The organism is Streptomyces sp. NPDC051963, from assembly GCF_044593495.1.
Lineage (GTDB): Bacteria > Actinomycetota > Actinomycetes > Streptomycetales > Streptomycetaceae > Streptomyces.
Genome location: NZ_JBIUCC010000003.1, coordinates 74,779 through 97,747, shown reverse-complemented (window position 1 = coordinate 97,747; position 22,969 = coordinate 74,779). Strand labels below are relative to the sequence as shown.

Sequence of the window (22,969 nt, the reverse complement as noted above, 5' to 3'; positions counted from 1 at the left end):
GGGTACTCCAAGGGGCTGAGACTTTGCGTTACGATCCGGACCGAGGTCCGGTTACTGCTGTAGCACCATAACCGGACCACGGTCCACTTTGTTCCCGATGCTCTACGCTGTCCCCATGTCCGCGTCCCTGCCCCCCTTTCCGGGGCGCCAAGAGCCCTTCGGCGAAGACGAGTTGTTGCAGCTCGGCAGCGCCGAGGATGCTGCGTGTCTGCGTGCTGACGCGGCCCGAAACCGGGCCCGGCTGCTGGAGGCCGCAGCCGCGCTGATCGCGGAGCACGGTGCGGCGGGGGTCACCATGGAGGCCGTGGCCGCGGCGGCCGAGGTGGGCAAGGGGACGGTCTTCCGTCGGTTCGGCGACCGCACCGGCCTGCTGATGGCGTTGCTCGACCACTCGTCGACCAAGCTCCAGTCCGACTTCCTCGGCGGACCGCCGCCGCTCGGCCCCGGCGCGCCGCCGACCGAGCGGCTGCGGGCGTTCGGCGTGGCGGTGCTGTACCGCTCGGCCGACCAGCTGGAGCTGTATCTGGCCGCCCAGCCGGAACCGACCCGGCGGTACTCCAACCCGCCCTTCCGGGCGCTGCGCACGCACGTGCTGATCCTGCTGCGGCAGATCGTGCCCGACGCCGACTGCGAACTCCTCGCCCAGACGTTGCTGGGCTACCTCGATCCCGCCGTGATCCACCATCTGACCGAGCAGTGCGGGATGCCGATGGAGCGGCTGGAGGCGGGCTGGGTCGCCCTGGTCGACCGCGTCACGGGTGCCGAACCCCGTCCGTGAGGTCGGCGTCTTCGCCCGCGTGCAGGAGCAGCCGTCGTGCTCGCGTTCGTGACGAACGCGTTCGTACAATGCTCACCGGTCCCAGCCCGCCCCCAGCCCCGCACCCGGCTTCTGCCAAGATGCCGTACGTCATGGTGCAGATACCGAAAACGCCCGCCCCCGCGGCATCGCCCGCGCAGCGCTCCGTGCCCACGAGCGCCGATGTGGCCCGCCTGGCCGGCGTCTCGCGCGCGACCGTCTCCTACGTCCTCAACAACACCAGCGCGGTCCGGATCAGCGAGCCCACCCGCCGCCGGGTGCACGAGGCCGCCAAGGAGCTCGGGTACGTGCCGCACGCCGCGGCCCGCAGTCTGCGCGCCGGGCACAGCCGGCTGGTCCTGATGCCCGCGCCGACCATCCCCGTCGGCCCGCTCTACAGCCAGTTCATCAACGAACTCCAGTGGGCGCTCAGCCGGCTCGACTACACGGTCGTCCAGTACGGCACCGTCGGCCTGCACGGCGACGAGGCCGCCCGGGCCTGGGCGGAGTTGCGGCCCGTGGCCGTCCTCGTCCCCGGCACCGGCCTCGGCCCGCAGGGCGTCGCGGTGCTGAAGCGTTCCGGTGCCCGGGCCGTGGTCACCCTCGGCCCCGAGACCGTCGACGGCGCCCATGCATTGCTCATGGACCATGAGACCGTCGGCCACTGTGCCGGCGCCCACCTGTACGACCGAGGCCGTCGCCGGATCGGCGTCGTCGTACCGGAGGAGCCCGGCCTGGAGACCTTCTCCGGGCCCCGTCTCGCCGGCGTGCGGCGGGCCCTGCACGGCACGGACGCCTCCGTCACCGAACTGCACCTCGCCTACGAGGAGTCGGCCGGTGCCCGGCTCGCCACGCGCTGGCGGGAGCTCGACCTGGACGCTGTGTTCGCGTACAACGACGAGTACGCGATGCTGCTGATGCGCGCTCTTCAGGACGAGGGGGTCGACATTCCCGGGGACACGGCGTTGATCGGAGCCGACGACCTGATGCTGGGCCGGCTGCTGCGACCCCGGCTGAGCACGGTCCATATCGAGCTGCCGTCCGGCCGTGACCTCGCCGAACTCGTCGACCGCGCCGTGCGCGACCCGGGTATCGCACCCGAGCGGCACACCGTCCTCGGCGCCACCGTGGTGCACCGCGAATCCAGCTGAACCCCACGGGAGGCGCGCCATGCGCACGACGGTCGGCATCATCGGCGGCGGCCCCGCCGGACTGCTCCTCGCCCGTCTGCTGCACCGCACGGGCATCGACTGCGTGGTGCTGGAGAGCAGAACCAGGGAGTACGTCGAGCAGCGCCAGCGCGCCGGAATGCTGGAGCAGGGCACGGTCGACGCCCTGCGCGAGGCCGGGGCGGCCGATCGGCTGGCCGCCGAGGGACTGATCCATCAGGGCATCGAGCTGCGCTTCGACCGCGAACGGCACCACGTCGACTTCCCGGCCCTCACCGGCGGGCGCACCGTCACGATCTACGCCCAGACCGAGATCGTGAAGGACCTGGTGACGCTCCAACTAGCAGAAGGGCCACCGCTGTTGTTCGAGGCGGAGGCGCTCGCCGTGGAGAAGGCGGAGAGCGCGGCGCCCGTCGTACGCTTCCGGCACGAGGGCCGTGAGCAGGCGCTGACCTGCGACTGGGTGGTCGGCTGCGACGGCTCCCACGGCATCGCCCGCGACGCCTTCCCGGCCTCTTCCAGCCGGACGTACGCCCACGACTATCCGTACTCATGGCTCGGGATCCTCGCCGAAGTCCCCCCGTCCGGCGACGAGTTGATCTACGCCCGTGGCGAGCGCGGCTTCGCCCTGCACAGCATGCGCTCACCGAGCGTCTCACGCCTGTATCTACAGGTACCGAACGGCACCGACCCCGACGACTGGTCCGACGACCGCATCTGGGACGAACTCGCCGCCCGCTTCGCCATCGACGCCGACTGGACCCTGCATCGCGGCCCGATCACCGCCAAGTCCGTGACACCGATGCGGAGTTACGTCCACGAACCGATGCGCCACGGCCGGCTGCTGCTCGCCGGGGACGCCGCCCACATCGTGCCGCCCACCGGCGCCAAGGGCCTCAACCTCGCGGTGTCCGACGTACGCGTCCTCGCCCGCGCCTTCGTGCAGCTGCACCGCACCGGTTCCGAACAACTCCTGGACACCTACTCGGAGTTGTGCCTCGCACGGGTGTGGCAGGCGATGCGGTTCTCGTACGACATGACGAGCATGCTGCACGTACGACCGGACGGCGACGCCTTCGACGACAGACTCCAGCGTGCACGTCTGCGTCGGATCACCGAATCCCGGCACGCTGCGGCCGAGCTGGCCGCGAACTACGCGGGACTGCCGCTGTCACTGTAGGAGGCCGGGCACCACGCCGCCGTGCACACGGCGACGCGGCCCCGCTCGGCCCCGGGACCTGCCTTTACTCGCCGTTCTGCTCGGCCTTGGTCTGCTGCTCCTCGACGGACTTGCGGACCTCGTCCATGTCCAGCTTCCGGGCCTGTCCGATGACATCCGTCAGCGCGGACTCCGGCAGGGCGCCGGGCTGCGCGAACACGGCGACACGGTCCCGGACGATCATCAGCGTCGGGATCGACTGGATACCGAACGCGCTGGCCAGCTCGGGCTGGGCCTCCGTGTCGACCTTGCCGAAGACCAGGTCGGGGTTTTCCTCGGCGGCCTTCTCGTAGACCGGGGCGAACTGACGGCACGGCCCGCACCAGGACGCCCAGAAGTCGATCAGGACGAAGTCATTGTCCGTGACCGTCTGGTCGAAGTTCTCCTTGGTGAGCTCCACGGTGCTGCTCATGGCGTGATTCCCTCTTCCTGATGTCGGGGCGAAGCCGTCCGCACAACACGTCCGACCCGTTGTGTATTCCGCGCACGTACCCGTGTGGCAACCGCGCACACCACCCACCAGACTGACCCCATGACGGAAACGGATTCCAGCATGTACGACGTCGTGGTCCTCGGAGCCGGGCCCGTGGGGGAGAACGTCGCCGACCGCACCCGTGCGGCCGGCCTCGCCACCGCGGTCGTGGAGAGCGAGCTGGTCGGCGGTGAGTGCTCGTACTGGGCGTGCATGCCCAGCAAGGCCCTGTTGCGCCCGGTCATCGCCCAGGCCGACGCCCGCCGCCTCGGCGGTCTGCGCGAGTCGGTGCAGGGCCCCCTCGACACGGCCGCGGTCCTCGCCCGCCGTGACGAGTTCACCTCGCACTGGAAGGACGACGGCCAGGTCCAGTGGCTCGACGGCATCGGCGTCGACCTGTTCCGCGGCCACGGCCGTCTCACCGGACCGCGCGAGGTCACCGTGACCGGCCCGGACGGCGAGCGGCACGTCCTGACCGCCCGGCACGCCGTCGCCGTCGCCACCGGGAGCAGCGCCGTCCTGCCCGATCTGCCCGGGCTCGCGGACGTCAAGCCGTGGACCAGCCGTGAGGCCACCAGCGCGCAGGCCGCGCCCGCCCGGCTGATCGCGGTCGGCGGCGGCGTCGTCGCCACCGAGATGGCCACGGCCTGGCAGGCCCTCGGTTCACAGGTCACGCTCCTCGTCCGCGGCAAGGGCCTGCTGAACCGCATGGAGCCCTTCGCCGGCGAACTGGTCGCCGAGGCGCTCACGGAGGCGGGCGTGGACGTCCGTACCGGCACCTCGCTCGCGTCGGTGACCCGCGAGAACGGCACGGTCGTCGCGGTCACCGACGCCGGCGACCGTATCGAGGCCGACGAGATCCTCTTCGCCACCGGGCGTGCCCCGCGCACCGGCGACATCGGCCTGGACACGGTCGGTCTGGAGCCGGGCTCCTGGCTGCCGGTCGACGACAGCATGCGCGTCACCGGCAGCGACTGGCTGTACGCGGTCGGCGACGTCAACCACCGAGCCCTCCTCACCCACCAGGGCAAGTACCAGGCCCGGATCGCGGGCGCCGCCATCGCCGCCCGCGCCTCCGGGGTACCGCTTCTGGAGTCGGACCCGTGGGGTGCCCATGCCGCGACCGCCGACCACACGGCCGTACCCCAGGTCGTCTTCACCGACCCGGAGGCGGCGTCCGTGGGACTCTCCCTGGCCGAGGCGGAACAGGCGGGCCACCGCGTCCGCGCCGTGGACGTCCCGCTGTCCTCGGTCGCCGGTGCGGGCCTGTACGCCGACGGCTACCGCGGCCGCGCCCGCATGGTCGTCGACCTGGAGCGCGAGATCCTGCTCGGCGTCACCTTCGTCGGCCCCGGCGTCGGCGAACTCATCCACTCCGGGACGGTCGCCGTCGCGGGCCAGGTCCCGATCAGCCGGCTCTGGCACGCGGTGCCGTCCTACCCGACGATCAGCGAGGTCTGGCTGCGCCTGCTGGAGGCCTACCGGGACAACTGAGTCACGCGGGCTCCTTCAGCCCGGCAGCCGGAATCCCAGCGCAGCCGACGCCGCATCCGGCGTCGGCTGCGCCCAGCGCTCGGCCATCGCCTGGCCCGACGACAGCGAGCGCAGCTCCGCGCGGTCGAGGTAGAGCGTCCCGTCGAGGTGGTCCGTCTCGTGCTGCACGATCCGCGCGGGCCAGCCGCTGAACACCTCGTCCACGGCACGGCCGTACTCGTCCTCGCCCGTCAGCCGCACCTCGGCGTGGCGCGCCACCACCGCCTGCCAGCCCGGCACGCTGAGGCAGCCCTCGAAGAAGGCGGCCCGGGCGGTGCCGACGGCTTCGTACGACGGATTGACCAGCACCCGGAACGGCTGCGGCACCCGCCCGCGCGCCACCCGCACCTCCTCGGGAACCGGCGCCGGGTCCTCGATCACCGCGATCCGCAGTCCCACCCCCACCTGCGGGGCCGCCAGGCCCACACCCGGCGCCGCATGCATCGTGACGCGCAGTGCCTCGACGAAGCGTGCCAGCAGCGTGGGGTCCAGCTGCCCGTCGAAGGGTTCGGCGGCGCGCCGCAGCACCGGGTCACCGGCGGCCACGATGGTCAGCGGTCCTTCGGCGGCGAGGAGTTCCTCGACCAGCTCGGCAAGGGGCGCGCGATCAGGGGGAGATGCCATCGCGCCAGAATGCCACGGCACCCGGGACGACAGGGGCACACCCACGTGACGCAGGTCACTCAGGTCGCCGGGAACTCAGGGCTGTCGCTACCCGACCACTGGACCGTCAGACCCCGAAATCGTCCCCCTGACCCGGAGTTGCCGCCGATGTCCATCGCTCCCTCGACCTCCACGGACGAGGCCCCGAAAGCCGCCGCCCCGGCGCCGTCCCCCAGCAGATGGGCCCCGCTCCGCCCGCTGGTACTGCGCCTGCACTTCTACGCGGGACTTCTCGTCGCACCGTTCCTGCTCATCGCCGCCACCACCGGTTTCCTGTACGCCGGCTCGTTCCAGGCCGAGAAGATCATGTACGCCGACGAGATGACCGTCCCGGTCGGCGACTCCAAGCTGCCCGTCTCCCAGCAGGTGGCCGCCGCCCGCAAGGCGCACCCCGAGGGCACGGTCTCGGCGGTTCGCCCCTCCCCGGCGGACGACGAGAGCACCCGGGTCATGCTGTCCGGCGTCGAGGGCATGGCCGACACCCATGCGCTCGCCGTCTTCGTCGACCCGTACACGGCCGAGGTGCGCGGCGCCCTCGAACAGTACGGCTCGACCGGGGCGCTGCCGCTGCGCACCTGGATCGACGAGTTCCACCGGGACCTGCACCTCGGTGAGAACGGCCGCCTCTACAGCGAGTTGGCCGCGAGCTGGCTGTGGGTGATCGCGGGCGGCGGCGTCGTGCTGTGGCTGTCCCGCCGCCGGGCCCTGCGGAAGGTGAGGGGCACCAGTGGGCGGCGCCGCACGCTGGGTCTGCACGGGACCGTGGGCGTCTGGGCCGCGATCGGCTTCTTCTTCCTCTCCGCGACCGGCCTGACCTGGTCGACGTACGCCGGCGCCAACATCGACGAGCTGCGGACCTCGCTCGGCCACTCCACCCCGTCGATCTCGTCGACCGCCGGCGGGGATCACGGCGGCCATGGCGCCGCGGCCGGCTCCGGCGGCACCGCCGAGCACGGCGTCGGCCTCGACCAGATCCTGGCCGCCGCGCGGGCCGAGGGGCTCGGCGACCCGGTCGAGATCGTCCCGCCCGCTGACGCGTCGTCCGCGTACGTCGTCAAGCAGGTGCAGCGCAGCTGGCCGGAGAAGCAGGACTCGGTCGCGATCGATCCGGCCACCGGTGAGGTCACCGACGTACTGCGGTTCGAGGACTACCCGATGCTCGCGAAGCTGACCCGCTGGGGCATCGACCTGCACACCGGAGTCCTCTTCGGTCTGGTGAACCAGATCGCCCTGATGCTCCTCGCGCTCAGCCTGATCGTGCTGATCCTGCTGGGCTACCGCATGTGGTGGCAGCGCGGCCGCGGCTCCGCCTTCGGCCGGCCGATCCCGCGTGGCGCCTGGCAGCAGGTGCCTCCGCAGATCCTCATCCCGCTGGTGGCGGCGATCGCCGTCGTCGGGTACTTCGTGCCGCTGCTCGGCATTCCGCTGGCCGCGTTCATCGCCGTGGACGTCGTGCTCGGCGAGATCGCCCACCGGCGCAGCCGACGGACCCCGGGCGACGTGGGGGTGTGAGCCGACCGGGGGCGACGCAGCGGGGCCCGGTTCCGTCGAGGAACCGGGCCCCGGTCGTGTGTCAGAGCCGCTCGAAGTCGCCGGCGAGCGCCGAGGCGACGCGCAGGTGCCGCTCCGCCTCCTCGTGCCTGCCCTGCCGCTCCAGGGTCCGGCCCAGCATCAGACGGGCGTAGTGCTCCACCGGGTCGAGTTCGACGATCGTGCGCAACTCGGTCTCGGCGCGGCGCAGTTGGGCCGAGTGGTAGTAGGAGCGCGCCAGCAGCAGCCGCGGTCCGGTCTGCTCCGGCACCTCCTCGACCAGCCCGGCCAGCACGCGCGCCGCGGCGGCGTAGTCCCTGGCGTCGAAGAACAACTGCGCGCGTTCCCAGCGCTCCGCCTCTGTTCCGTGGTCGTAGTACGTCGTGTCCACTCCTGACCTCCTTCGACGCCGTCAACGGAGCAGGGTGGTTGAATATTCCATTACTGGCTCACTGGCTCACTGGCTCACCGGTCACTGGGCCATGGCCGCCAGCTCGGCGTCGGCCCGCTCGGTGATGAGGGTCAGTACCCGTCCGGCGGCGGCCAGTTCCTCCGGCGGGATGCCGGCGTAGATCCGGGCGCTGATGGGGGCGGTCTCGGCCGAGGTCCTGCTGTACAGCTCCCGTCCGGCGTCCGTGATCCGCACCTGCGACGGCTCCTGGGGAGCCAGCAGGTCCGCGGCGAGCAGGCCGTCGACCACGGAGTGCGCCTCCGCGGGGTCGATCTTCAGTGCGCCGACGACACCGTCGACGATGTGGTCCCGCTCGACGGATCCGTCGGCGACGGCGGCGAGCCGGAGGGTGACGGACTGCTGGAAGGTGGCGCCGTGCCGGGCCAGCACCCTTTCGAGCAGCGCGCGGCCGGCGTAGTGGGCCAGGGCTATGACTCGGGGATCGACCGGGGGAGTGGTGGTGGTCGTGGTGGTCATGACTGCTCCTTGTCGGACTCACTGTTCGTGGCGAACGGGTCAAGGGGTGCGTCGAGCAGGATCGCCAGGTCGCGGGTGAACTCCTGCGTACGCGGGCTGTCGAGACCGCCGAGGGGCTCCAACAGCTGTTGCAGCAGCCCGTGGACGACCTTGATCGCCCGCCGGGTGACCTCGCGGCCCTGGTCGGTGAGCGCCAGTTGGACGGCGCGGGGGTCGTGCGGGTCGCGCATGCGCTCCAGAAGGCCTGCGGTCTCCAGGGCGCGGGCGAGCTTCGAGACGTAGAGCGGCTCCAGGCCGGTGTGGTCGGCGAGACGCCGTTGACTGGGGCGCAGCCCTGAGCGCTGCATGCCGTACAACGAGGCCACCAGCGAGTACTGCGCGTGGGTCAGCCCCAGCGGGGTCACCGCGCGGTCGACCGCGACCCGCCACTTCGTGGAGAGCCGCCAGACCAGGAAACCGGGCGTCGCGCCCTCGGAAGCCTTGCTCATGTGAATAGAGTACATGGCTACTATGTACATGGCTACTATTTTCGGGGCTGCCTGGCCTGCGTTGGACTGACGCGAGGAGTCCCGCGGGGCTAGGTTGGGCGCCATGAGCAATCTTGATCGGGAGGCGGTTCCCGCCCTGTGCGGTGGCCGCGGTTTCGTGGTGGCGGAGCCTGTGCGTGAACTCCTCAGCCCTCGCCACGTCAAGCTCGGCGAGTCCACCGAGGTCCGCCGCCTGCTGCCCAACCTGGGCCGCCGTATGGTCGGCGCCTGGTGCTTCGTGGATCACTACGGCCCCGACGACATCGCCGACGAACCCGGTATGCAGGTCCCGCCGCACCCGCACATGGGACTCCAGACGGTGAGCTGGCTGCACGAGGGCGAGGTGCTGCACCGCGACTCGACGGGGAGCCTGCAGACCATCCGCCCGCGCGAACTGGGCCTGATGACCTCGGGCCGGGCGATCAGCCACTCCGAGGAGAGCCCCCGCTCGCACGCCCGCCTCCTGCACGGCGCTCAGCTCTGGGTCGCCCTCCCCGACGGCCACCGCCACACCGACCCGCGCTTCGAGCACCACGGCGACCTGCCCGTGGTCACGGCACCCGGCCTCAAGGCCACGATGATCCTCGGTGCACTCGACGGGGCCGCTTCCCCCGGCACGACGTACACCCCGATCGTCGGCGCCGATCTGGCCCTCGCCGAGGGCGCGGACGTACGCCTGCCGCTGGAGCCCGACTTCGAGTACGCGGTGCTGTCGATGTCCGGTGAGGCGCGGGTGGACGGCGTGCCGGTGCTGCCCGGCTCGATGCTCTACCTCGGCTGCGGCCGTACCGAACTGCCCTTGCGCGCCGAGTCGGACGCGGGGCTGATGCTGCTCGGCGGCGAGCCGTTCGACGAGGAGCTGATCATGTGGTGGAACTTCATCGGACGCACCCAGGCCGACATCGAACAGGCCCGGCAGGACTGGATGACGGGCTCCCGCTTCGGTGAGGTGAAGGGCTACGACGGCGACGCGCTGCCCGCTCCCGAACTGCCGCCGGTGCCGCTCAAACCACGCGGAAGAGTGCGCTGACCAGCGGGTGTCCGAGGGGCGTTGTCGCTCCGGTCGCGTGGCCACGGCGACTTGCCTGCCGTCCCCTGCCAAGGCGGGCACCCGCAGATTCTTCGTCTGCCGGTGGTACACGCGAGGCGCCTGGCGTGCCTGCGGAAACGGGACTGTCGGCGCCTTCGGGTAGCGACTTGGCCCGGTAGCCCCGCGGGCCGCGGTTCACCTCCGCTCGGGCGGAGAGCACGCGGTCTGCCGCTGGGCCGAGTCCACCCGAAGCGGCGTGATCGGGCCTGCCCCGCCCAGCCGGCCCGCACCCGCCGATGGGCGACTACGTCCTGCCCCAATCTGAAGTCGGCGGCAGGGGGTGCGGGCCACCGATGCCTCGCTCGGTTCAACCTGCCGCGTCGGTGTTCCACTCCAGAGGCCCGCCACTCTCCGTGCCGACCGGCGCTCCCAGGTGCCCTGATCGGCAAGGGCATACGATGGCGCGGCTTTCGCGGCCTGGCCTTGAACGGCACACACCACCCCACGAACCGAAGGGAGCCTGTCGGTGCACTCGCTCTTCCTCCCAGCCGTCGGCGGTCACATCCGCTGGATCGACATCCCCGGCAGCGAGACGGAGCTGCCGCATGTCTATGTACACGGTCTGGGATGCGCGGGCTCCGCCGACTTCGCCCACATCGCCACACAGCCTTCGCTCGTCGGCCACCGAGCCATCATCGTGGACCTGCTCGGTCATGGATACAGCGACCGCCCGGCCGATTTCTCGTACACCCTGCACGACCACGCGCAGACCGTCGCCGACGTACTCGACCACCTCGGCATCCGGCGGTCCGTCCTCGTCGGCCATTCCATGGGCGGTGCCATCGCCATCATCCTGGCCTCGGAGAGAGAGGGCCTCGTCTCCCGCGTCATCGCGGCAGAGCCCAACTGGCATGCCGGGGGCGGGCTGTTCAGCAAGCCCATAGCCCAGTACGGCGAATCCGAGTTCCTGGACCACGGATTCGACTTCCTGCTCAACCGCTACGACCCGACCTACGCGGCCCGTGTGAGGGTGACCGATCCACGTGCCATGTACCGCGGCGCCGTCGGGCTCGTCCAGGCAACGGAACCGGACATGGCCGAGCGCTTCCTCGCTCTGCCTCACCGCCGCGCACTCATCGTGGGGGCTCACAGCCGGCCCTACGAAGAGGAGGACGTGATGTGCGCCGCCGGGATTCCTGTCATCGGCGTTCCCGACGCCGGACACGACCTGATGCACGAGAACCCGCAAGGCTTCGCCGCCGCCATCGCACGTTCCTTGCGCTGAGCAGCCCTGACGACGCGTCGGGTGTCGAACCAGCGGCACCCGAACACGCCGTGCCCCCGGGCGCGTCGAGCGACGGCGGGACGGTCGGTGCGGACACGGTCCGCTGAGCGGGACACGGTGCTTCACCCGCCGTTTCGGAATGGGCAGGGTACCGCTCACCAACCACCGTACTCAGTACGGATCCGATCCCAACCGGGAGGTTTTGGGATTGCAGCACATCACCGGACTCGGCCCAACCAGCCGCCCTCTCACGGGTGCGGGACTGATGAGGCGGGCAACGAGCCTGCCGCCCCTGATTCCGTTCATCGCCCGAAGGGTCCTTCGAGGGCTCGCCGTCCTGTTGGTGCTGTCGATCGTCGCGTTCGGACTTGTCCGGCTGCTGCCGGGAAACCCGGCGGACGTCCTGGCCGGGCCGTACTCCGACGCGGCGACCCGGGCACGGCTGACGGAGGATCTCGGGCTCAACCGTTCAGTGACGGAGCAGTACCTGTTGTGGCTCGGCAGGCTGTTCCACGGGGACTTCGGTCAGTCGGTCTACAACGGCCTGCCGGTCCTCGACCTCATCAAGCAGCGACTGCCGAACACGTTGCAACTCGCCCTGGCCGCCACGGTGGTGTCGGTTCTGTGGGGTGTGCCCGCCGGCGTGCTCGCGGCCCTTCGCCAGGGCCGGCTCGTCGACCGGCTGGCCCGTGGATCGGCCTTCCTCGGGCTGGCCACGCCGGTGTTCGTCTTCGGTCTCTGCCTGATACTCGCGGCCTCGTACGTCGTCCCGACCTGGCCGGCCGTCGGCTTCGTGCCCTTCTCGGACGACCCGGTGCGCAACCTGCAAGCCATCGTCCTCCCCGCGCTCGCCCTGGGGCTTCCTCTCGGTTCGACACTGTGCCGGTTCATGCGCGCCTCGATGATCGAGGTCTATGAACAGGACTACATGCGCACCGCTTTGGCGACCGGGGCGACGCGCCGGCAGGCGACGCTCCGGCACGGTGTGCGGAACGCGTCGGGACCGGTGGTCACGGTGGCCGGACTGCAACTGGCAGGACTGGTCGGCAATTCCATCCTGATCGAGAACGTCTTCGCGATCCCGGGCATCGGCCAGCTCACCGTCAACTCGCTGCTCCAGAAGGACTACGCCGTCACCCAGGCCTGCATCCTGCTGCTCGGCCTGACCTACATCGTGATGAACCTCGCCGTGGACCTGATCCACCGTCTGATCGACCCCAAGGTAGGTGAATCACGATGAGTGAGTCGCCGGTGCTGTCCAACACATCCGACGCGCCCAACGCAGTCGACGCCGTGGACGCTTTGGACGCCGTCGAGGGATCCGCCGTTCGCCCGCGGCGGCGGAGGTTCCGGCCGAGCGCCGGGGTCGCCGTCGGTCTCGGCATCCTGGTCGTGCTGGTCGCCATGGCATACGTGGCGCCCCTGATCCGGCCGTTCACCGCGAACGAGGTGGCCGGAGCGCCCTTCGCGGCTCCCAACGGGACCCACTGGCTGGGCACGGACGACCTGGGCCGGGACTACTTCGTCCGGCTGTGCGTCGCCGGGCGCACCTCGCTGTCGATCGCGCTGGCAGGTTCGGTGCTGGCGCTGGTGGCCGGCTCGGCCGTCGGGTTCGCGGCGGGCGTCGGCGGACGGTGGCTGGACACCTTGCTGATGGGCGGGGTCGACCTGATGCTGTCGTTCCCCTCGCTCCTGCTCGGGCTCGCCGCGGTGACCGTCTTCTCGCCCTCGACGACGACCCTGATCGCGGTGCTGTCGTTCGTGTCGCTACCGCACTTCGCCCGGATCGTGAGGGCGCGCTGCCTCGAAGTCCGCGAGCTGGAGTTCGTGCTCTCCGCGCGGATCTCCGGAGTGCCGTCCTTCATGATCGTCCTGAAGCATCTGCTCCCCAACGTGCTTCCTCTGATGATGGTCCAACTCGCCAACTCGGCAGCCATCGTCATCCTGCTGGAGTCGGCGCTCAGCTACCTCGGCCTCGGAGTTCAGCCGCCGACCCCCAGCTGGGGCCGGATGATCGCCGAGGCGCAGAACTACCTGACGGACTCCCCATGGCTGGTCCTCGGCGCAGGCGGAGCCCTGCTCCTGTCCTCCGTCGCCTGGGGACTCATCGGCGAGGGCTTCGCGATCTCCCGCCGCTCCGTCGTCTGACCCCAGCCGCACGGCACAGAACCAGCGGTCAACCGTCCCTGCCCCACGCCCGAAAGAAGGCGGCCTCACCATGTCCTCACCGATCTCGCCGACATCACCCAGATCGCTCAGATCACTGAAACCGGTCAGGAAACTGGCCCTCACCCTGGCGGCGATCACCGCCGCGTCGATGGCGCTCTCCGGCTGCGGGGGCGGCGGGCAGACGCAGTCCGGTACGGGAGGCGGCAAGCCGCACCGCGGTGGCACCCTCGTCGTCGGTGACGAGAGCCAGCCGCTCAGCGGTCTGGATCCCATCCTGGCCCAGGCCTTCGACGCGAAGCGCATGGCCGCACAGTTCTACGAGGGCCTCCTCTCACTGGGACCCGACGGCAGCACTCTGAAGCCGGCCCTGGCGGCCTCGTGGAAGCAGGCGACGCCGACCAGCTATGAGTTCACGCTGCGCCCCGGTGTCACGTTCCACGACGGCCAAGCCGTCAAGGCGAGTGACGTCGCGTTCAGCCTCAAGCGGATCACCGATCCCACGGTGCACTCGCCGTACGCGGCGCTCTACAAGTTCAAGGACGTGACCGCCCCGAGCGCGGACAAGGTCGTGGTGACGCTGGCGCAGCCGCAGTCGTCCCTGCTGCACCTGCTCGCCCAGCCGTGGAGCGCCGGCATCGTCAGCGAGAAGTGGGTCAAGTCCCATTCGGCCAACGCCCTCAAGACGCAGGAGAACGGCACGGGCCCATACAAGCTCGCGGAGTTCCGGGAAGGCTCCCTCATCAAGACCGTTCGGTTCGACGGTTACTGGGACAAGCCGAAGCCGTACATCGACCAGATCGAGTACCGGGTCATACCCGACGAGGCCACCAGGGTGCAGGCCCTGCAGTCGGGGACCGTGGACAGCATCCAGGTCACCCTGCCGAAGAACGCGGCCTCGCTCAAGAAGCGCAAGTTCAACGTGGGCGACGGATACGACGTCGGCGCCTACTGGCTCGGCCTGAACACCCTGGACGGGCCGCTGGCCAACGACAAGGTGCGGCAGGCGATCAGTCTCGGCATCGACCGTAAGCAGCTGATCAGCATCGGGGCGCAGGGAGCCGGTGTCGCCTCCGGGGTCATCCCGGCCGGAGACCCGATCCTGTCCGGCGAGAAGACAGACCTGCCCAACACCCAGTACGACCCGGCCAAGGCGAAGCAGCTCCTCGCCGATTCGGGTGCGGGACCCGTGAAGCTCAAGCTGGCGATCCGGTCGAACCGGCCGGACAAGCTCGCCACCGCACAGCTCATCAAGGAACAGCTGTCGAAGATCGGCGTGACGGTGGACATCGCCCAGATCCCCTTCGAGCAGCTGGTCAGCAACCTGCTGTCGGGCAACTGGAACGCCGACATGATGCAGCTGACGTCCTCGCTCAACGCCGACGCGAGTCAATACCTGAGCCTGTGGTTCGAGAAGAACGGGAAGACGACCAAGGTCGACGACCCGGAGCTCTGGCAGCGGATGTCGGACGCCATCGCCAAGGCCGACAGTGACAAGGACCGCAGCGGGATGTACCAGGAGCTGAACCGGTACGTGGCGGAGAAGACGTACATGCTCGTCCCGTATGCCGCACCCACGGTGTACGACGTCTGGTCGAGCAAGCTGGCGGGCTTCGAGACCGAGGCATCCAGTACGCGCATGTTCTTCAAGGACGCGTGGATCGCATGACGGAGCGACGATGAACGCCACAGTGGTGGACGGTACGGGGAAGACGGAGAAGGACGACGAGTCCCGCGCTGAAGCCGTCCTGCGATTCCGTGACTTCTATGTCCGGTACGGAACGGCACCGGCCAGCGTCCGCGGCGTCGACCTGACCGTGCGGGCCGGGGAGATCGTCGGCCTGATCGGCGAGAGCGGGAGCGGCAAGACCTCCGTCGCGATGGCCTGCCTCGGACTGCTGCCGAAGCAGGCACAGGTGACCGCCGAACTGTTCGAGGTGTGCGGCACCGACCTGTCGGCCGCGGACGACAAGGCGCTCACGCGACTGCGCGGCAGCGACGTCGCGATGGTCTTCCAGGACGCCATGGGGGCCCTGGACCCGAGCATGCGGGTGGGCAGGCAGATCGGTGAGGTGCTGACACGTCACCGCGGGCTGAAGGGAGACGCACGGCGGCAGGCGGTGGTCGAACTGCTGCGCCGGGTACGGGTGCCGGAACCGGAGCGCAGGGCACGCCAGTACCCGCACCAGCTCTCCGGCGGACTGCGCCAGCGCGTGGCCATGGCGCTCGCCCTGGCCGGCGAGCCACGGCTGCTCCTGGCCGACGAACCGACGACCGCGCTGGACGTCACGGTGCAGGCCGAGATCCTGCGGCTGCTCCGGACGATCCGCGACGAGTTCGGCGTCGCGATCCTGCTGATCTCGCACGACATCGGCGTGATCGCCCAGACCGCGGACCGCGTGGCGGTCATGAGGGACGGCGAGATCGTCGAGACCGGCGCAGCGGAGGAGGTGCTGCTGCGCCCGGCTTCGGAGTACACGAAGATGCTGCTCGGTTCGGTGCCCACGGTGGGCAAGCGGGTCCGGCCCGAGTCCGCGAAGGGGCTGGACGGTACCGCCGATTCGGACGGCTCCGCACTCTTCGCGGTGGACGGGCTGAGCCGCAGTTTCCGCTCGGACGGCCATACCGTGCACGCGCTCAGCGACGTCTCCCTTCAGGTCGGAAGGGGTGAAGTACTGGGCGTCGTAGGCGAGTCCGGCTCGGGCAAGAGCACCCTCGCCAAGATGCTGGTCCGGCTGGACCGGCCGACCTCGGGCCGGCTGGAGAAGGACGGCACCGACTTCGGCGGACTCCGGGGCAAACGGCTCAAGGCCTTCCGGCGTGCCGTGCAGATGGTGTTCCAGCATCCGGCGGGTTCGCTCAACCCGAAGCTACGGGTGGCGACTTCGGTGCGCGAGCCACTGGCCACGAGCGGTGTGACGGGCGGTGAGGCCCGCCTGCGGATAGACGAGGTGCTGGCCGAGGTCGGCCTGCCGCCGGAGGCCGCGGACAGGCTGCCGCACGAGTTCTCCGGCGGCCAGAAGCAGCGCATCGCCATCGCCCGAGCGATCGCCGCCCGGCCGGAGGTCGTGGTCCTCGACGAGCCGACCTCGGCGCTGGACGTCTCCGTGCAGGCACAGGTGCTGGATCTGCTGCTCACGATCCAGCAGGCAGAGGAGTTGACCTACGTCTTCATCTCCCACGACCTCGCGGTGGTCCAGGCCGTCTCGGACCGGGTGGTGGTGATGTACGCGGGTCGTGTCGTGGAGGTCGCGGAAGCGGAAGCGCTCTTCGCCTCACCGGCGCACTGGTACACCAGGGCGCTGCTCGACGCCGTTCCGTCGCCCGATCCACGCGACCGGCCCGAACCGGACGCGACGAGCCCGTCGGACGAGGCTGCGCGCGAGCAGCGGGCAGACGCTCAGGGGTGCGCGTTCGCCTCCCGGTGTTCCCATGCCGAGTCCCGTTGCTGGGCGGAGGTTCCGGACCTGTCCACCGTGCGGGCGGGGCACGCCGTGGCCTGTCACTTCCCCGCCGACGTAGAGGAGGTACGTGAATGACGAGGGCCCTGGCCGCCATGGACGCAGTGGCCCAGGCGGACCTGGTCCGGCGGGGTGAGGCGTCACCGAGGGAACTGGTCGAGGCCGCCATCGAGCGCATCGAAGCGACCGATCCACAGATCAACGCCATCACTCACCGACGGTACGAGCAGGCACTCGCCGAGGCGGGGCGCATCCGCGAGGACGCCCCCTTCGCGGGTGTGCCCACGCTGGTGAAGGCGCTCAACGACAGCGAGGGCGACCCGGCGAACTACGGGTCCGCGTGGGTGGCCCGGCACCGCCGCGTCGCCACGGAGGACGCTGTCATCAACCGACGGCTCAGAGAGGCCGGCTTCGTGGTCGTCGGCCAGACCTCGACGCCGGAGTTCGGCCTGCTCTCGGTCAGCGAGAGCGGCGTCCACGGCGTCACGCGCAATCCGTGGCGTACGGACCTGACGTCCGGCGGTTCGTCGGGCGGCGCGTCGGCGTCGGTCGCCGCGGGCATGGTGCCGGTGGCGCAGGGAGGCGACGGTGGCGGTTCGATCCGGATGCCGGCCGCGTTCTGCCATCTGGTCGGCCTGAAGCCGAGCCTCGGGCGGATCAGCGCGGGCCCGGGCAAGGCCAACAGATGGGGACACAGCGTCCCGGCGGTGATCACCCGGACCGTGCGGGACACCGCGGCGGTGCTCGACGCGGTCAGCGGTGGTGCGCCCGGCGACCGGGGCGGCCCCGCCCCTCTTCCCCCGGGCGGCCTGGCCGGGATGGTCGGTCGTGATCCGGGACGGCTCCGGATCGGTGTCCTCGCCCGAACGCCCGACGACGCTCCGCAGCTCGCGAAGCCCGTAGGGGAGGCGGTGCTGGACACCGCCCGGATACTTGAGCGGCTCGGACACGAGGTCGAGGAGGCCCATCCCGAACCGATGCTGGATCCGATGTGCCTGAAGGCGTTCTTCGACGCGCTCAGTGTCACCGCGGTCCAGACCGTCGAGGCGCTGAGCGCGGAACTCGGTGAGCGGCCAGGACCGGACGACCTCGACGCCGTGACCAGGTTCTGGCTGCGGCGTGGGCGGGAGATCACGGGACTGGAGCTCGCCGACGCCTTTGTCTGGCAGGAGCGGCTGCGGGCCGCCATGGCGGACTGGTGGCAGGAGTACGACCTGCTGCTGAGCCCGGTGTTCGCCACACCGCCGAAGCCGGTGCGCTGGCCGTGGCAGGAAGCCGACGGCCTACGGAAGTCGGTGGACGTGCTCACCTTCACCGCGCCGTTCAACACGACCGGGCAGCCCGCGATCGCGGTGCCCGCGACGCTGACCGAGTCGGGCGAGCCCATCGGAATCCAGCTCGCGGCGGCCTACGGGCGGGAGGACCTGCTGGTCTCCGTGGCGGCACAGCTGGAGGCGGAGCGTCCCTGGGCCTCGCTGCGCCCGCCGGTGTTCGCGGACGAGGCAGGGGATGGACCGGACGTTGCGACACCGCGCCTGTCGCGGGACAGGAGTGGGAAATGACCGAGAACCGCGCACATCGATCCGCGGACCCTACCGTGTTCACCAACGCTCGCCTCATCGACGGAACCGGCGCGGCCCCCGTCGAGTCGACGGCCGTGGTCGTGGAGAACGGCAGGTTCACCTATGTCGGTCCTGAGACCTCGGCACCGTCGCCCGACGGCGGGACGGTCATCGATCTCGGCGGACGTACGCTCCTGCCGGGTTTCTTCGACTGCCATGTGCATTTCCTCATGGACAGCAACGCCGATTTCAGGGGGAGGCTGCTGACCAACCGGCCGACGGTCACCATCTTCGAGCGGGCGCGCCGCATGCGCGAGACGCTGTATGCCGGAATCACGACCGCGCGGGACCTCGGCGGCATCGACGCCGGCTATCGGGACGCTGTGGCGCAGGGCCTCATCGAAGGGCCCCGGCTGCATGTCGCGGTGAGGCTGATGAGTCACACCGGCGGACACGCCGACTTCAGTCTGCCGAGCGGGTTCGACCCGTCGGCGGCCCTTCCCGAGCCCTTCAGCGAACTGGCGGACGACCCGGTCCAGGTTCGGCTGGCAACGCGGCGGTTGCTCCACGACGGTGCCGACGTCATCAAGATCTGCGCGACGGGAGGCGTGAACAGCCCGAGCGACCAGCCCGAGGACGAGGGCCTGACCGTCGAGGAGATCGCGGCGGTCGTGGACGAGACACGACGCCATCGGGGCCGGCCGGTCGCCGCGCACGCACAGGGCGCACAGGGCATCAAGAACGCCCTGCGTGGTGGCGTGTCCAGCATCGAGCACGGCTATCTCATCGACGACGAGGGCATCGATCTCATGCTGGAGAAGGGCGCGTTCGTCGTACCGACCCTGTCGACCTTCCATATGGGCCGGGAACGCTACACAGCCGAGGCGTACGAGAAGAAGATGCGTATGGCCGACGCTGCCATCGAGCGGCTGAGCGAGGCGGTCCGGCGCGGAGTCAAGGTGGCCCTCGGCACCGACGCGGGAGCCGTCCCGCACGCCCGGAACCTCGAAGAGCTCGGCCACATGGTGAAACTGGGCATGTCGCCGCTGGACGTCATCCGCGCCGGGACGCTGAACGCCGCTCAGCTGATGGGGTTGGACGAGACTCTCGGCACGGTCGAACCGGGAAAGACCGCCGACCTCGTCGTGTGCGACGGCGATCCGGTCGCCGACATCGATGTGCTCGGTGATCCGGCGAACGTGGTGCTGGTCATGCAGGAAGGCCGCCTGGCCAAGCGCACGCTGACTGAGGCCGCCGTAGCGAAGGTGGTGTGACGAAGAGAGAGTGGCGTTCTCCTCGCACGGCTGCTTCGGTGACTCACTCGGCCCGACTGTTCTCACAGGAATCAGCAAGACCTGACAGAACAATTGACGCCATGTCACCACGCCTCTACCTTCTGACCGATTCACCGAACTGCGTTCGATATTTCGGAAATCGGTGACCTCTTGGAGGGTAGATGAGCACCAGTGCCCAGCCCGGCCCCCGCCCCTCGCGCCGGACGTTCCTCGGCATGGCGGCGACCGTGCCGCTGGCCGTGACCGGAACGCTGACCGTCGGCGCCGGCTCGGCCCACGCGGCCGACTCGGCGTACGTCATGTGCTACTTCACCGAGTCCACGACCATGCTCGAGGCCAACTACGGGCTGCATCTCGCCGTCAGCACCGACGGCCTTCAGTGGATGCCGCTGAACCAGAACAACCCCGTGGTCACACCGACCGGTGGCGCCGGCGGGCTGCGCGACCCCTTCGTGCTGCGCAAGCAGGACGGCACCTTCGTCGTGCTGGCGACCGACCTCAAGGGCACCGACTGGTCCCGCACGAGTGTGTACATCCATGTCTGGGACTCGGTCGATCTCAGGTCCTTCACCGGCTACCGCCTGCTGAAGCTGCACGACATGACGGGCACGCACAGCTGGGCCCCGGAGGTCTTCTGGGATGCCGCACGCGGTCGGTACGGGATCCTGTACTCGTCGGTGAACAGCAGCGGCCACAACGTGATCATGGTGAGCTACACCGCCGACTTCCGGACGACGGAGAACCCGCAGGTCTTCTTCGACCCCGGCTACGACGTCATCGACGGGAACCTGACCGTGGGCGTGAACGGCGTCAACTACCTGTACTTCAAGCGGGACCAGACCCTCGTCGGCGCCAGATCCACCTCGCTCGACCCCGGCAGCTTCACGGTCTTCAGCACGCCCGTCGCGCACGGCGGCACCGAGGCCCCGACCGTGGTGAAGTCCCTGACCTCCAACACCTGGTACCTCTGGGGCGACACCTACACGCCGAACGGTGTCTTCTACGCCTGGCAGACCACGAACCTGGCCGCCGGCACCTGGACGGCGCTGGACCAGCGCCGCTACACCCAGCCGCTCAACTCCAAGCACTGCGGCATCCAGTCGATCACCTCGGCCCAGTACGGCAATCTGGTGACGGCCTGGGGCGCCCCCGCCTGGAACCGGCTGAAGTCGTACAACTACCCGGCCCGTTACGTCCGGCACAGCGGTTTCGTGGGCCGGATCGACGCGTACCCCTTCGACCCGTATCCCGACTCGCAGTGGAAGCTCGTGCCTGGCCTCGCCGACTCGGCGGGGGTCTCCTTCCAGTCGGTCAACTACCCGGCCCGCCATCTGCGCCACTACAACTACAACCTGAGGCTGGACGAGAACGACGGCACCTCCGCGTTCGCCGCCGACGCCACCTTCTACCGGACGGCGGGGCTCGCCGACTCCTCCTGGTCGTCGTTCAGGTCGTACAACAACCCGACGCGCTACATCCGGCACGCGGACTACGCGCTGCGCATCGATCCCGTCTCCACCGCCACGGAGCAGCAGGACGCGACGTTCTACGTCGGATACTGAGGACTTGGACTGTGACTTGGACTGTGAGTACAGAGATTGGACTGCTAGTCTAGAAGTGTGAAGCCAAGCCTGGATGCGGAGAGGGACGCGATCGTCGCCGCGCTGGTGCCCGTCGTCGACGGGATCGCGGCGACGTTCGGCCCGGTGTGCGAGGTGGTGCTCCACGACTACCGGCGCTCGGAGGAGTCGGTGGTCGCCGTGGCCGGTTCGGTGACCGGACGTGCGGTGGGCGGGGCGATGAGCGAGATCGGCATGCGAGTCCTCGCCCACGGCGACGCGGCGCGCGACGAGCTGAACTACGTCACCCGCACCGACACCGGCAAGCTGGTCAAGGCGTCGACGATGGTGTTGCGGGACTCCACGGGCGCGGTGTTCGGCGCCCTGTGCGTCAACCTGGACGTCACCGCGGTGCAGGACGCCCAGTCGCTGCTCGGTGCGCTCGCCGGAATCGGGGCCGACGTGGGCGAGGTACCCGTCATCACGTTCGGCAACGACATCGACTCCGTCGTCGACGCCATCCTCGACGCCCACCAGCTCCGGCAGAACCGCAGCTGGGCGGGGCTCGACCGGGCCCGGCGCCTGGAACTCTTCCGCAGCCTGGACGACCGCGGTGTGTTCGCCGTCCGGCGTGCGATCGAGCAGGTCGCCGCCCGGCTCGGCATCTCCCGTGCCTCCGCGTACAACTACCTCTCCCAGGCCCGGGCCTCGACCGAGCCCGAGGCCGCCCCGCACCCCGATGGAGGACACGCGTGACCACCAACCCGCCGGTCACCCTCGACGCGATCCGCGATGCCGCGGCCCGGCTCAAGTCGGTCGCGCACCGCACCCCGGTGCTGCGCTCACGGACCCTGGACGCACTCGTCGGCGCCGAGGTGTTCCTCAAATGCGAGAACTTCCAGCGCGTCGGCGCCTTCAAGTTCCGCGGCGCCTACAACGCGGCCTCCCGGCTCGCCCCCGAGCAGCTCGCCCGGGGCATCGCCGCCTACTCCTCCGGCAACCACGCCCAGGCCGTCGCCCTCGCCGCCCGTGAACTCGGCACCACCGCGGTGATCCTCATGCCGGAGGACGCCCCGCGCTCCAAGAGGGACGCCACCGCCGGATACGGCGCCGAGATCGTGACGTACGACCGCTACACCGGCGACCGCATCGCCCTCGGCGAAGCCCTGGCCGCCGAGCGGGGCCTCGCCCTCATCCCGCCGTACGACCATCCGGACGTCATCGCCGGACAGGGCACCGTCGCCCTTGAACTCCTCGAAGAAGTGGGGGAGTTGGACGCGCTGGTCACACCGGTCGGCGGCGGCGGGCTCATGGCCGGCAGCGCGACGGCCGCCAAGGGCCTGCACCCGGGCACCCGGATGATCGGCGTCGAGCCGGAGACCGGGGACGACACCAAGCGGTCCCTGGAGGCGGGCCGGCGCATCGCGATCCCGGTGCCCCGCACCATCGCCGACGGACAGGCCCTGGACACGCCCGGAGAGCTCACCTTCTCCGTGAACCGACGGCTGGTCGACGAGATCGCGCTGGTCGGCGACGACGAAATCAGGGACGCGATGCGGTTCGCCTTCGAACGGCTGAAGATCGTCGTCGAGCCCAGCGGCGCCACCGGGCTGGCCGCCCTGCTCACCGGCCGGACGGGCACCCTCCCACGCCGGGTCGGCGTGATCGTCTCCGGCGGCAACATCGACACCGAACGCTTCGCACAGCTCTGCGGCGGCGCTGACTGACCTGGTGGCCTGAGCCCTTCGGGAGGACGATGGAGGGATGGGGCACG

Annotated in this window: 21 protein-coding genes; 16 read left to right on the top strand and 5 right to left on the bottom strand. The window is 70.1% G+C overall.

Annotated features, from left to right (window positions below):
• The first annotated feature begins 97 nt into the window (after positions 1-97).
• The 3 genes from ACIHFB_RS13025 (at position 98) to ACIHFB_RS13015 (ending at position 3,145) form a co-directional block, all read left to right on the top strand.
• Positions 98-778, top strand: coding sequence for a TetR family transcriptional regulator (locus ACIHFB_RS13025; protein ID WP_365279870.1), 681 nt, complete (start codon positions 98-100; stop codon positions 776-778).
• A 119-nt stretch (positions 779-897) separates the two neighbouring features.
• Entirely contained in the window at positions 898-1,947 is a 1,050-nt protein-coding gene (locus tag ACIHFB_RS13020; protein WP_365279867.1) for a LacI family DNA-binding transcriptional regulator, read from the top strand.
• Between the two features lie 19 nt (positions 1,948-1,966).
• Positions 1,967-3,145 (top strand): 4-hydroxybenzoate 3-monooxygenase, encoded by a 1,179-nt coding sequence (locus ACIHFB_RS13015; protein ID WP_400126805.1) that lies wholly within the window; start codon positions 1,967-1,969, stop codon positions 3,143-3,145.
• 64 nt (positions 3,146-3,209) lie between these two features.
• Here the strand turns inward: ACIHFB_RS13015 and trxA are convergent, their stop codons facing one another.
• Complete coding sequence (trxA, locus tag ACIHFB_RS13010) at positions 3,210-3,596, bottom strand: thioredoxin (protein WP_365279861.1); 387 nt, start codon at positions 3,594-3,596, stop codon at positions 3,210-3,212.
• Positions 3,597-3,716: 120 nt separating this feature from the next.
• Here trxA and ACIHFB_RS13005 point away from each other — a divergent pair, with 120 nt between their 5' ends.
• Positions 3,717-5,150, top strand: a complete 1,434-nt coding sequence (locus ACIHFB_RS13005) for a dihydrolipoyl dehydrogenase family protein (RefSeq protein ID WP_400126804.1) — start codon at positions 3,717-3,719, stop codon at positions 5,148-5,150.
• Between the two features lie 15 nt (positions 5,151-5,165).
• Here ACIHFB_RS13005 and ACIHFB_RS13000 read toward each other — a convergent pair whose 3' ends face one another.
• Positions 5,166-5,813 (bottom strand): peptide deformylase, encoded by a 648-nt coding sequence (locus tag ACIHFB_RS13000; protein ID WP_400126803.1) that lies wholly within the window; start codon positions 5,811-5,813, stop codon positions 5,166-5,168.
• Between the two features lie 147 nt (positions 5,814-5,960).
• Between ACIHFB_RS13000 and ACIHFB_RS12995 the strand changes: the two genes are divergently transcribed.
• Positions 5,961-7,364, top strand: a complete 1,404-nt coding sequence (locus tag ACIHFB_RS12995; protein WP_365279852.1) for a PepSY-associated TM helix domain-containing protein — start codon at positions 5,961-5,963, stop codon at positions 7,362-7,364.
• Positions 7,365-7,425: 61 nt separating this feature from the next.
• Here the strand turns inward: ACIHFB_RS12995 and ACIHFB_RS12990 are convergent, their stop codons facing one another.
• The 3 genes from ACIHFB_RS12990 to ACIHFB_RS12980 form a co-directional block, all read right to left on the bottom strand.
• On the bottom strand, positions 7,426-7,773 hold the full coding sequence (locus ACIHFB_RS12990; RefSeq protein WP_365279849.1) for a tetratricopeptide repeat protein: 348 nt from the start codon (positions 7,771-7,773) through the stop codon (positions 7,426-7,428).
• An 81-nt stretch (positions 7,774-7,854) separates the two neighbouring features.
• Complete coding sequence (locus tag ACIHFB_RS12985; protein ID WP_365279846.1) at positions 7,855-8,310, bottom strand: MarR family transcriptional regulator; 456 nt, start codon at positions 8,308-8,310, stop codon at positions 7,855-7,857.
• The gene (locus ACIHFB_RS12980; RefSeq protein ID WP_365279843.1) at positions 8,307-8,798 is read right to left on the bottom strand and encodes a MarR family transcriptional regulator; all 492 of its coding nucleotides are present in this window, start codon (positions 8,796-8,798) and stop codon (positions 8,307-8,309) included. The genes ACIHFB_RS12985 and ACIHFB_RS12980 overlap by 4 nt, the downstream gene beginning before the upstream one ends.
• A 103-nt stretch (positions 8,799-8,901) precedes the next feature.
• Between ACIHFB_RS12980 and ACIHFB_RS12975 the strand changes: the two genes are divergently transcribed.
• The 11 genes from ACIHFB_RS12975 to ACIHFB_RS12925 all read left to right on the top strand — a co-directional run bounded on the left by ACIHFB_RS12975 (position 8,902) and on the right by ACIHFB_RS12925 (position 22,922).
• Positions 8,902-9,867 carry a pirin family protein gene (locus ACIHFB_RS12975; RefSeq protein WP_365279840.1) on the top strand — a complete coding sequence of 322 codons (966 nt, stop codon included), beginning with the start codon at positions 8,902-8,904 and terminating at the stop codon, positions 9,865-9,867.
• A gap of 526 nt (positions 9,868-10,393) precedes the next feature.
• Positions 10,394-11,152, top strand: coding sequence for an alpha/beta hydrolase (locus ACIHFB_RS12970; protein WP_365279837.1), 759 nt, complete (start codon positions 10,394-10,396; stop codon positions 11,150-11,152).
• 265 nt (positions 11,153-11,417) lie between these two features.
• Positions 11,418-12,392 (top strand): ABC transporter permease, encoded by a 975-nt coding sequence (locus ACIHFB_RS12965; protein ID WP_365279834.1) that lies wholly within the window; start codon positions 11,418-11,420, stop codon positions 12,390-12,392.
• On the top strand, positions 12,389-13,300 hold the full coding sequence (locus ACIHFB_RS12960) for an ABC transporter permease (protein WP_365279831.1): 912 nt from the start codon (positions 12,389-12,391) through the stop codon (positions 13,298-13,300). The genes ACIHFB_RS12965 and ACIHFB_RS12960 overlap by 4 nt, the downstream gene beginning before the upstream one ends.
• A 70-nt stretch (positions 13,301-13,370) precedes the next feature.
• Positions 13,371-14,987, top strand: coding sequence for an ABC transporter substrate-binding protein (locus tag ACIHFB_RS12955; RefSeq protein ID WP_365279828.1), 1,617 nt, complete (start codon positions 13,371-13,373; stop codon positions 14,985-14,987).
• A gap of 10 nt (positions 14,988-14,997) precedes the next feature.
• Complete coding sequence (locus tag ACIHFB_RS12950) at positions 14,998-16,857, top strand: dipeptide ABC transporter ATP-binding protein (RefSeq protein WP_400126802.1); 1,860 nt, start codon at positions 14,998-15,000, stop codon at positions 16,855-16,857.
• The gene (locus tag ACIHFB_RS12945) at positions 16,854-18,341 is read left to right on the top strand and encodes an amidase (RefSeq protein WP_365279822.1); all 1,488 of its coding nucleotides are present in this window, start codon (positions 16,854-16,856) and stop codon (positions 18,339-18,341) included. The genes ACIHFB_RS12950 and ACIHFB_RS12945 overlap by 4 nt, the downstream gene beginning before the upstream one ends.
• The gene (locus ACIHFB_RS12940) at positions 18,338-19,615 is read left to right on the top strand and encodes an amidohydrolase family protein (protein WP_400126801.1); all 1,278 of its coding nucleotides are present in this window, start codon (positions 18,338-18,340) and stop codon (positions 19,613-19,615) included. Before ACIHFB_RS12945 ends, ACIHFB_RS12940 begins: the two co-directional genes overlap by 4 nt.
• A gap of 182 nt (positions 19,616-19,797) precedes the next feature.
• On the top strand, positions 19,798-21,198 hold the full coding sequence (locus tag ACIHFB_RS12935) for a glycoside hydrolase family 43 protein (protein WP_365279816.1): 1,401 nt from the start codon (positions 19,798-19,800) through the stop codon (positions 21,196-21,198).
• Between the two features lie 57 nt (positions 21,199-21,255).
• On the top strand, positions 21,256-21,951 hold the full coding sequence (locus tag ACIHFB_RS12930) for a transcriptional regulator (protein WP_400126800.1): 696 nt from the start codon (positions 21,256-21,258) through the stop codon (positions 21,949-21,951).
• Positions 21,948-22,922 carry a threo-3-hydroxy-L-aspartate ammonia-lyase gene (locus ACIHFB_RS12925; RefSeq protein WP_400126799.1) on the top strand — a complete coding sequence of 325 codons (975 nt, stop codon included), beginning with the start codon at positions 21,948-21,950 and terminating at the stop codon, positions 22,920-22,922. The genes ACIHFB_RS12930 and ACIHFB_RS12925 overlap by 4 nt, the downstream gene beginning before the upstream one ends.
• The last annotated feature ends 47 nt before the right edge of the window (positions 22,923-22,969 follow it).

What these genes read in the sequence shown, in the direction of transcription:
- ACIHFB_RS13025 (WP_365279870.1), top strand. Translation starts at nt 98, where the DNA reads ATGCTCTACGCTGTCCCCATGTCCGCGTCCCTGCCCCCCTTTCCGGGG.
- ACIHFB_RS13020 (WP_365279867.1), top strand. Translation starts at nt 898, where the DNA reads ATGCCGTACGTCATGGTGCAGATACCGAAAACGCCCGCCCCCGCGGCA.
- ACIHFB_RS13015 (WP_400126805.1), top strand. Translation starts at nt 1,967, where the DNA reads ATGCGCACGACGGTCGGCATCATCGGCGGCGGCCCCGCCGGACTGCTC.
- trxA (WP_365279861.1), bottom strand. Translation starts at nt 3,596, where the DNA reads ATGAGCAGCACCGTGGAGCTCACCAAGGAGAACTTCGACCAGACGGTC.
- ACIHFB_RS13005 (WP_400126804.1), top strand. Translation starts at nt 3,717, where the DNA reads ATGACGGAAACGGATTCCAGCATGTACGACGTCGTGGTCCTCGGAGCC.
- ACIHFB_RS13000 (WP_400126803.1), bottom strand. Translation starts at nt 5,813, where the DNA reads ATGGCATCTCCCCCTGATCGCGCGCCCCTTGCCGAGCTGGTCGAGGAA.
- ACIHFB_RS12995 (WP_365279852.1), top strand. Translation starts at nt 5,961, where the DNA reads ATGTCCATCGCTCCCTCGACCTCCACGGACGAGGCCCCGAAAGCCGCC.
- ACIHFB_RS12985 (WP_365279846.1), bottom strand. Translation starts at nt 8,310, where the DNA reads ATGACCACCACGACCACCACCACTCCCCCGGTCGATCCCCGAGTCATA.
- ACIHFB_RS12980 (WP_365279843.1), bottom strand. Translation starts at nt 8,798, where the DNA reads ATGAGCAAGGCTTCCGAGGGCGCGACGCCCGGTTTCCTGGTCTGGCGG.
- ACIHFB_RS12975 (WP_365279840.1), top strand. Translation starts at nt 8,902, where the DNA reads ATGAGCAATCTTGATCGGGAGGCGGTTCCCGCCCTGTGCGGTGGCCGC.
- ACIHFB_RS12965 (WP_365279834.1), top strand. Translation starts at nt 11,418, where the DNA reads ATGAGGCGGGCAACGAGCCTGCCGCCCCTGATTCCGTTCATCGCCCGA.
- ACIHFB_RS12960 (WP_365279831.1), top strand. Translation starts at nt 12,389, where the DNA reads ATGAGTGAGTCGCCGGTGCTGTCCAACACATCCGACGCGCCCAACGCA.
- ACIHFB_RS12955 (WP_365279828.1), top strand. Translation starts at nt 13,371, where the DNA reads ATGTCCTCACCGATCTCGCCGACATCACCCAGATCGCTCAGATCACTG.
- ACIHFB_RS12950 (WP_400126802.1), top strand. Translation starts at nt 14,998, where the DNA reads ATGAACGCCACAGTGGTGGACGGTACGGGGAAGACGGAGAAGGACGAC.
- ACIHFB_RS12945 (WP_365279822.1), top strand. Translation starts at nt 16,854, where the DNA reads ATGACGAGGGCCCTGGCCGCCATGGACGCAGTGGCCCAGGCGGACCTG.
- ACIHFB_RS12940 (WP_400126801.1), top strand. Translation starts at nt 18,338, where the DNA reads ATGACCGAGAACCGCGCACATCGATCCGCGGACCCTACCGTGTTCACC.
- ACIHFB_RS12935 (WP_365279816.1), top strand. Translation starts at nt 19,798, where the DNA reads ATGAGCACCAGTGCCCAGCCCGGCCCCCGCCCCTCGCGCCGGACGTTC.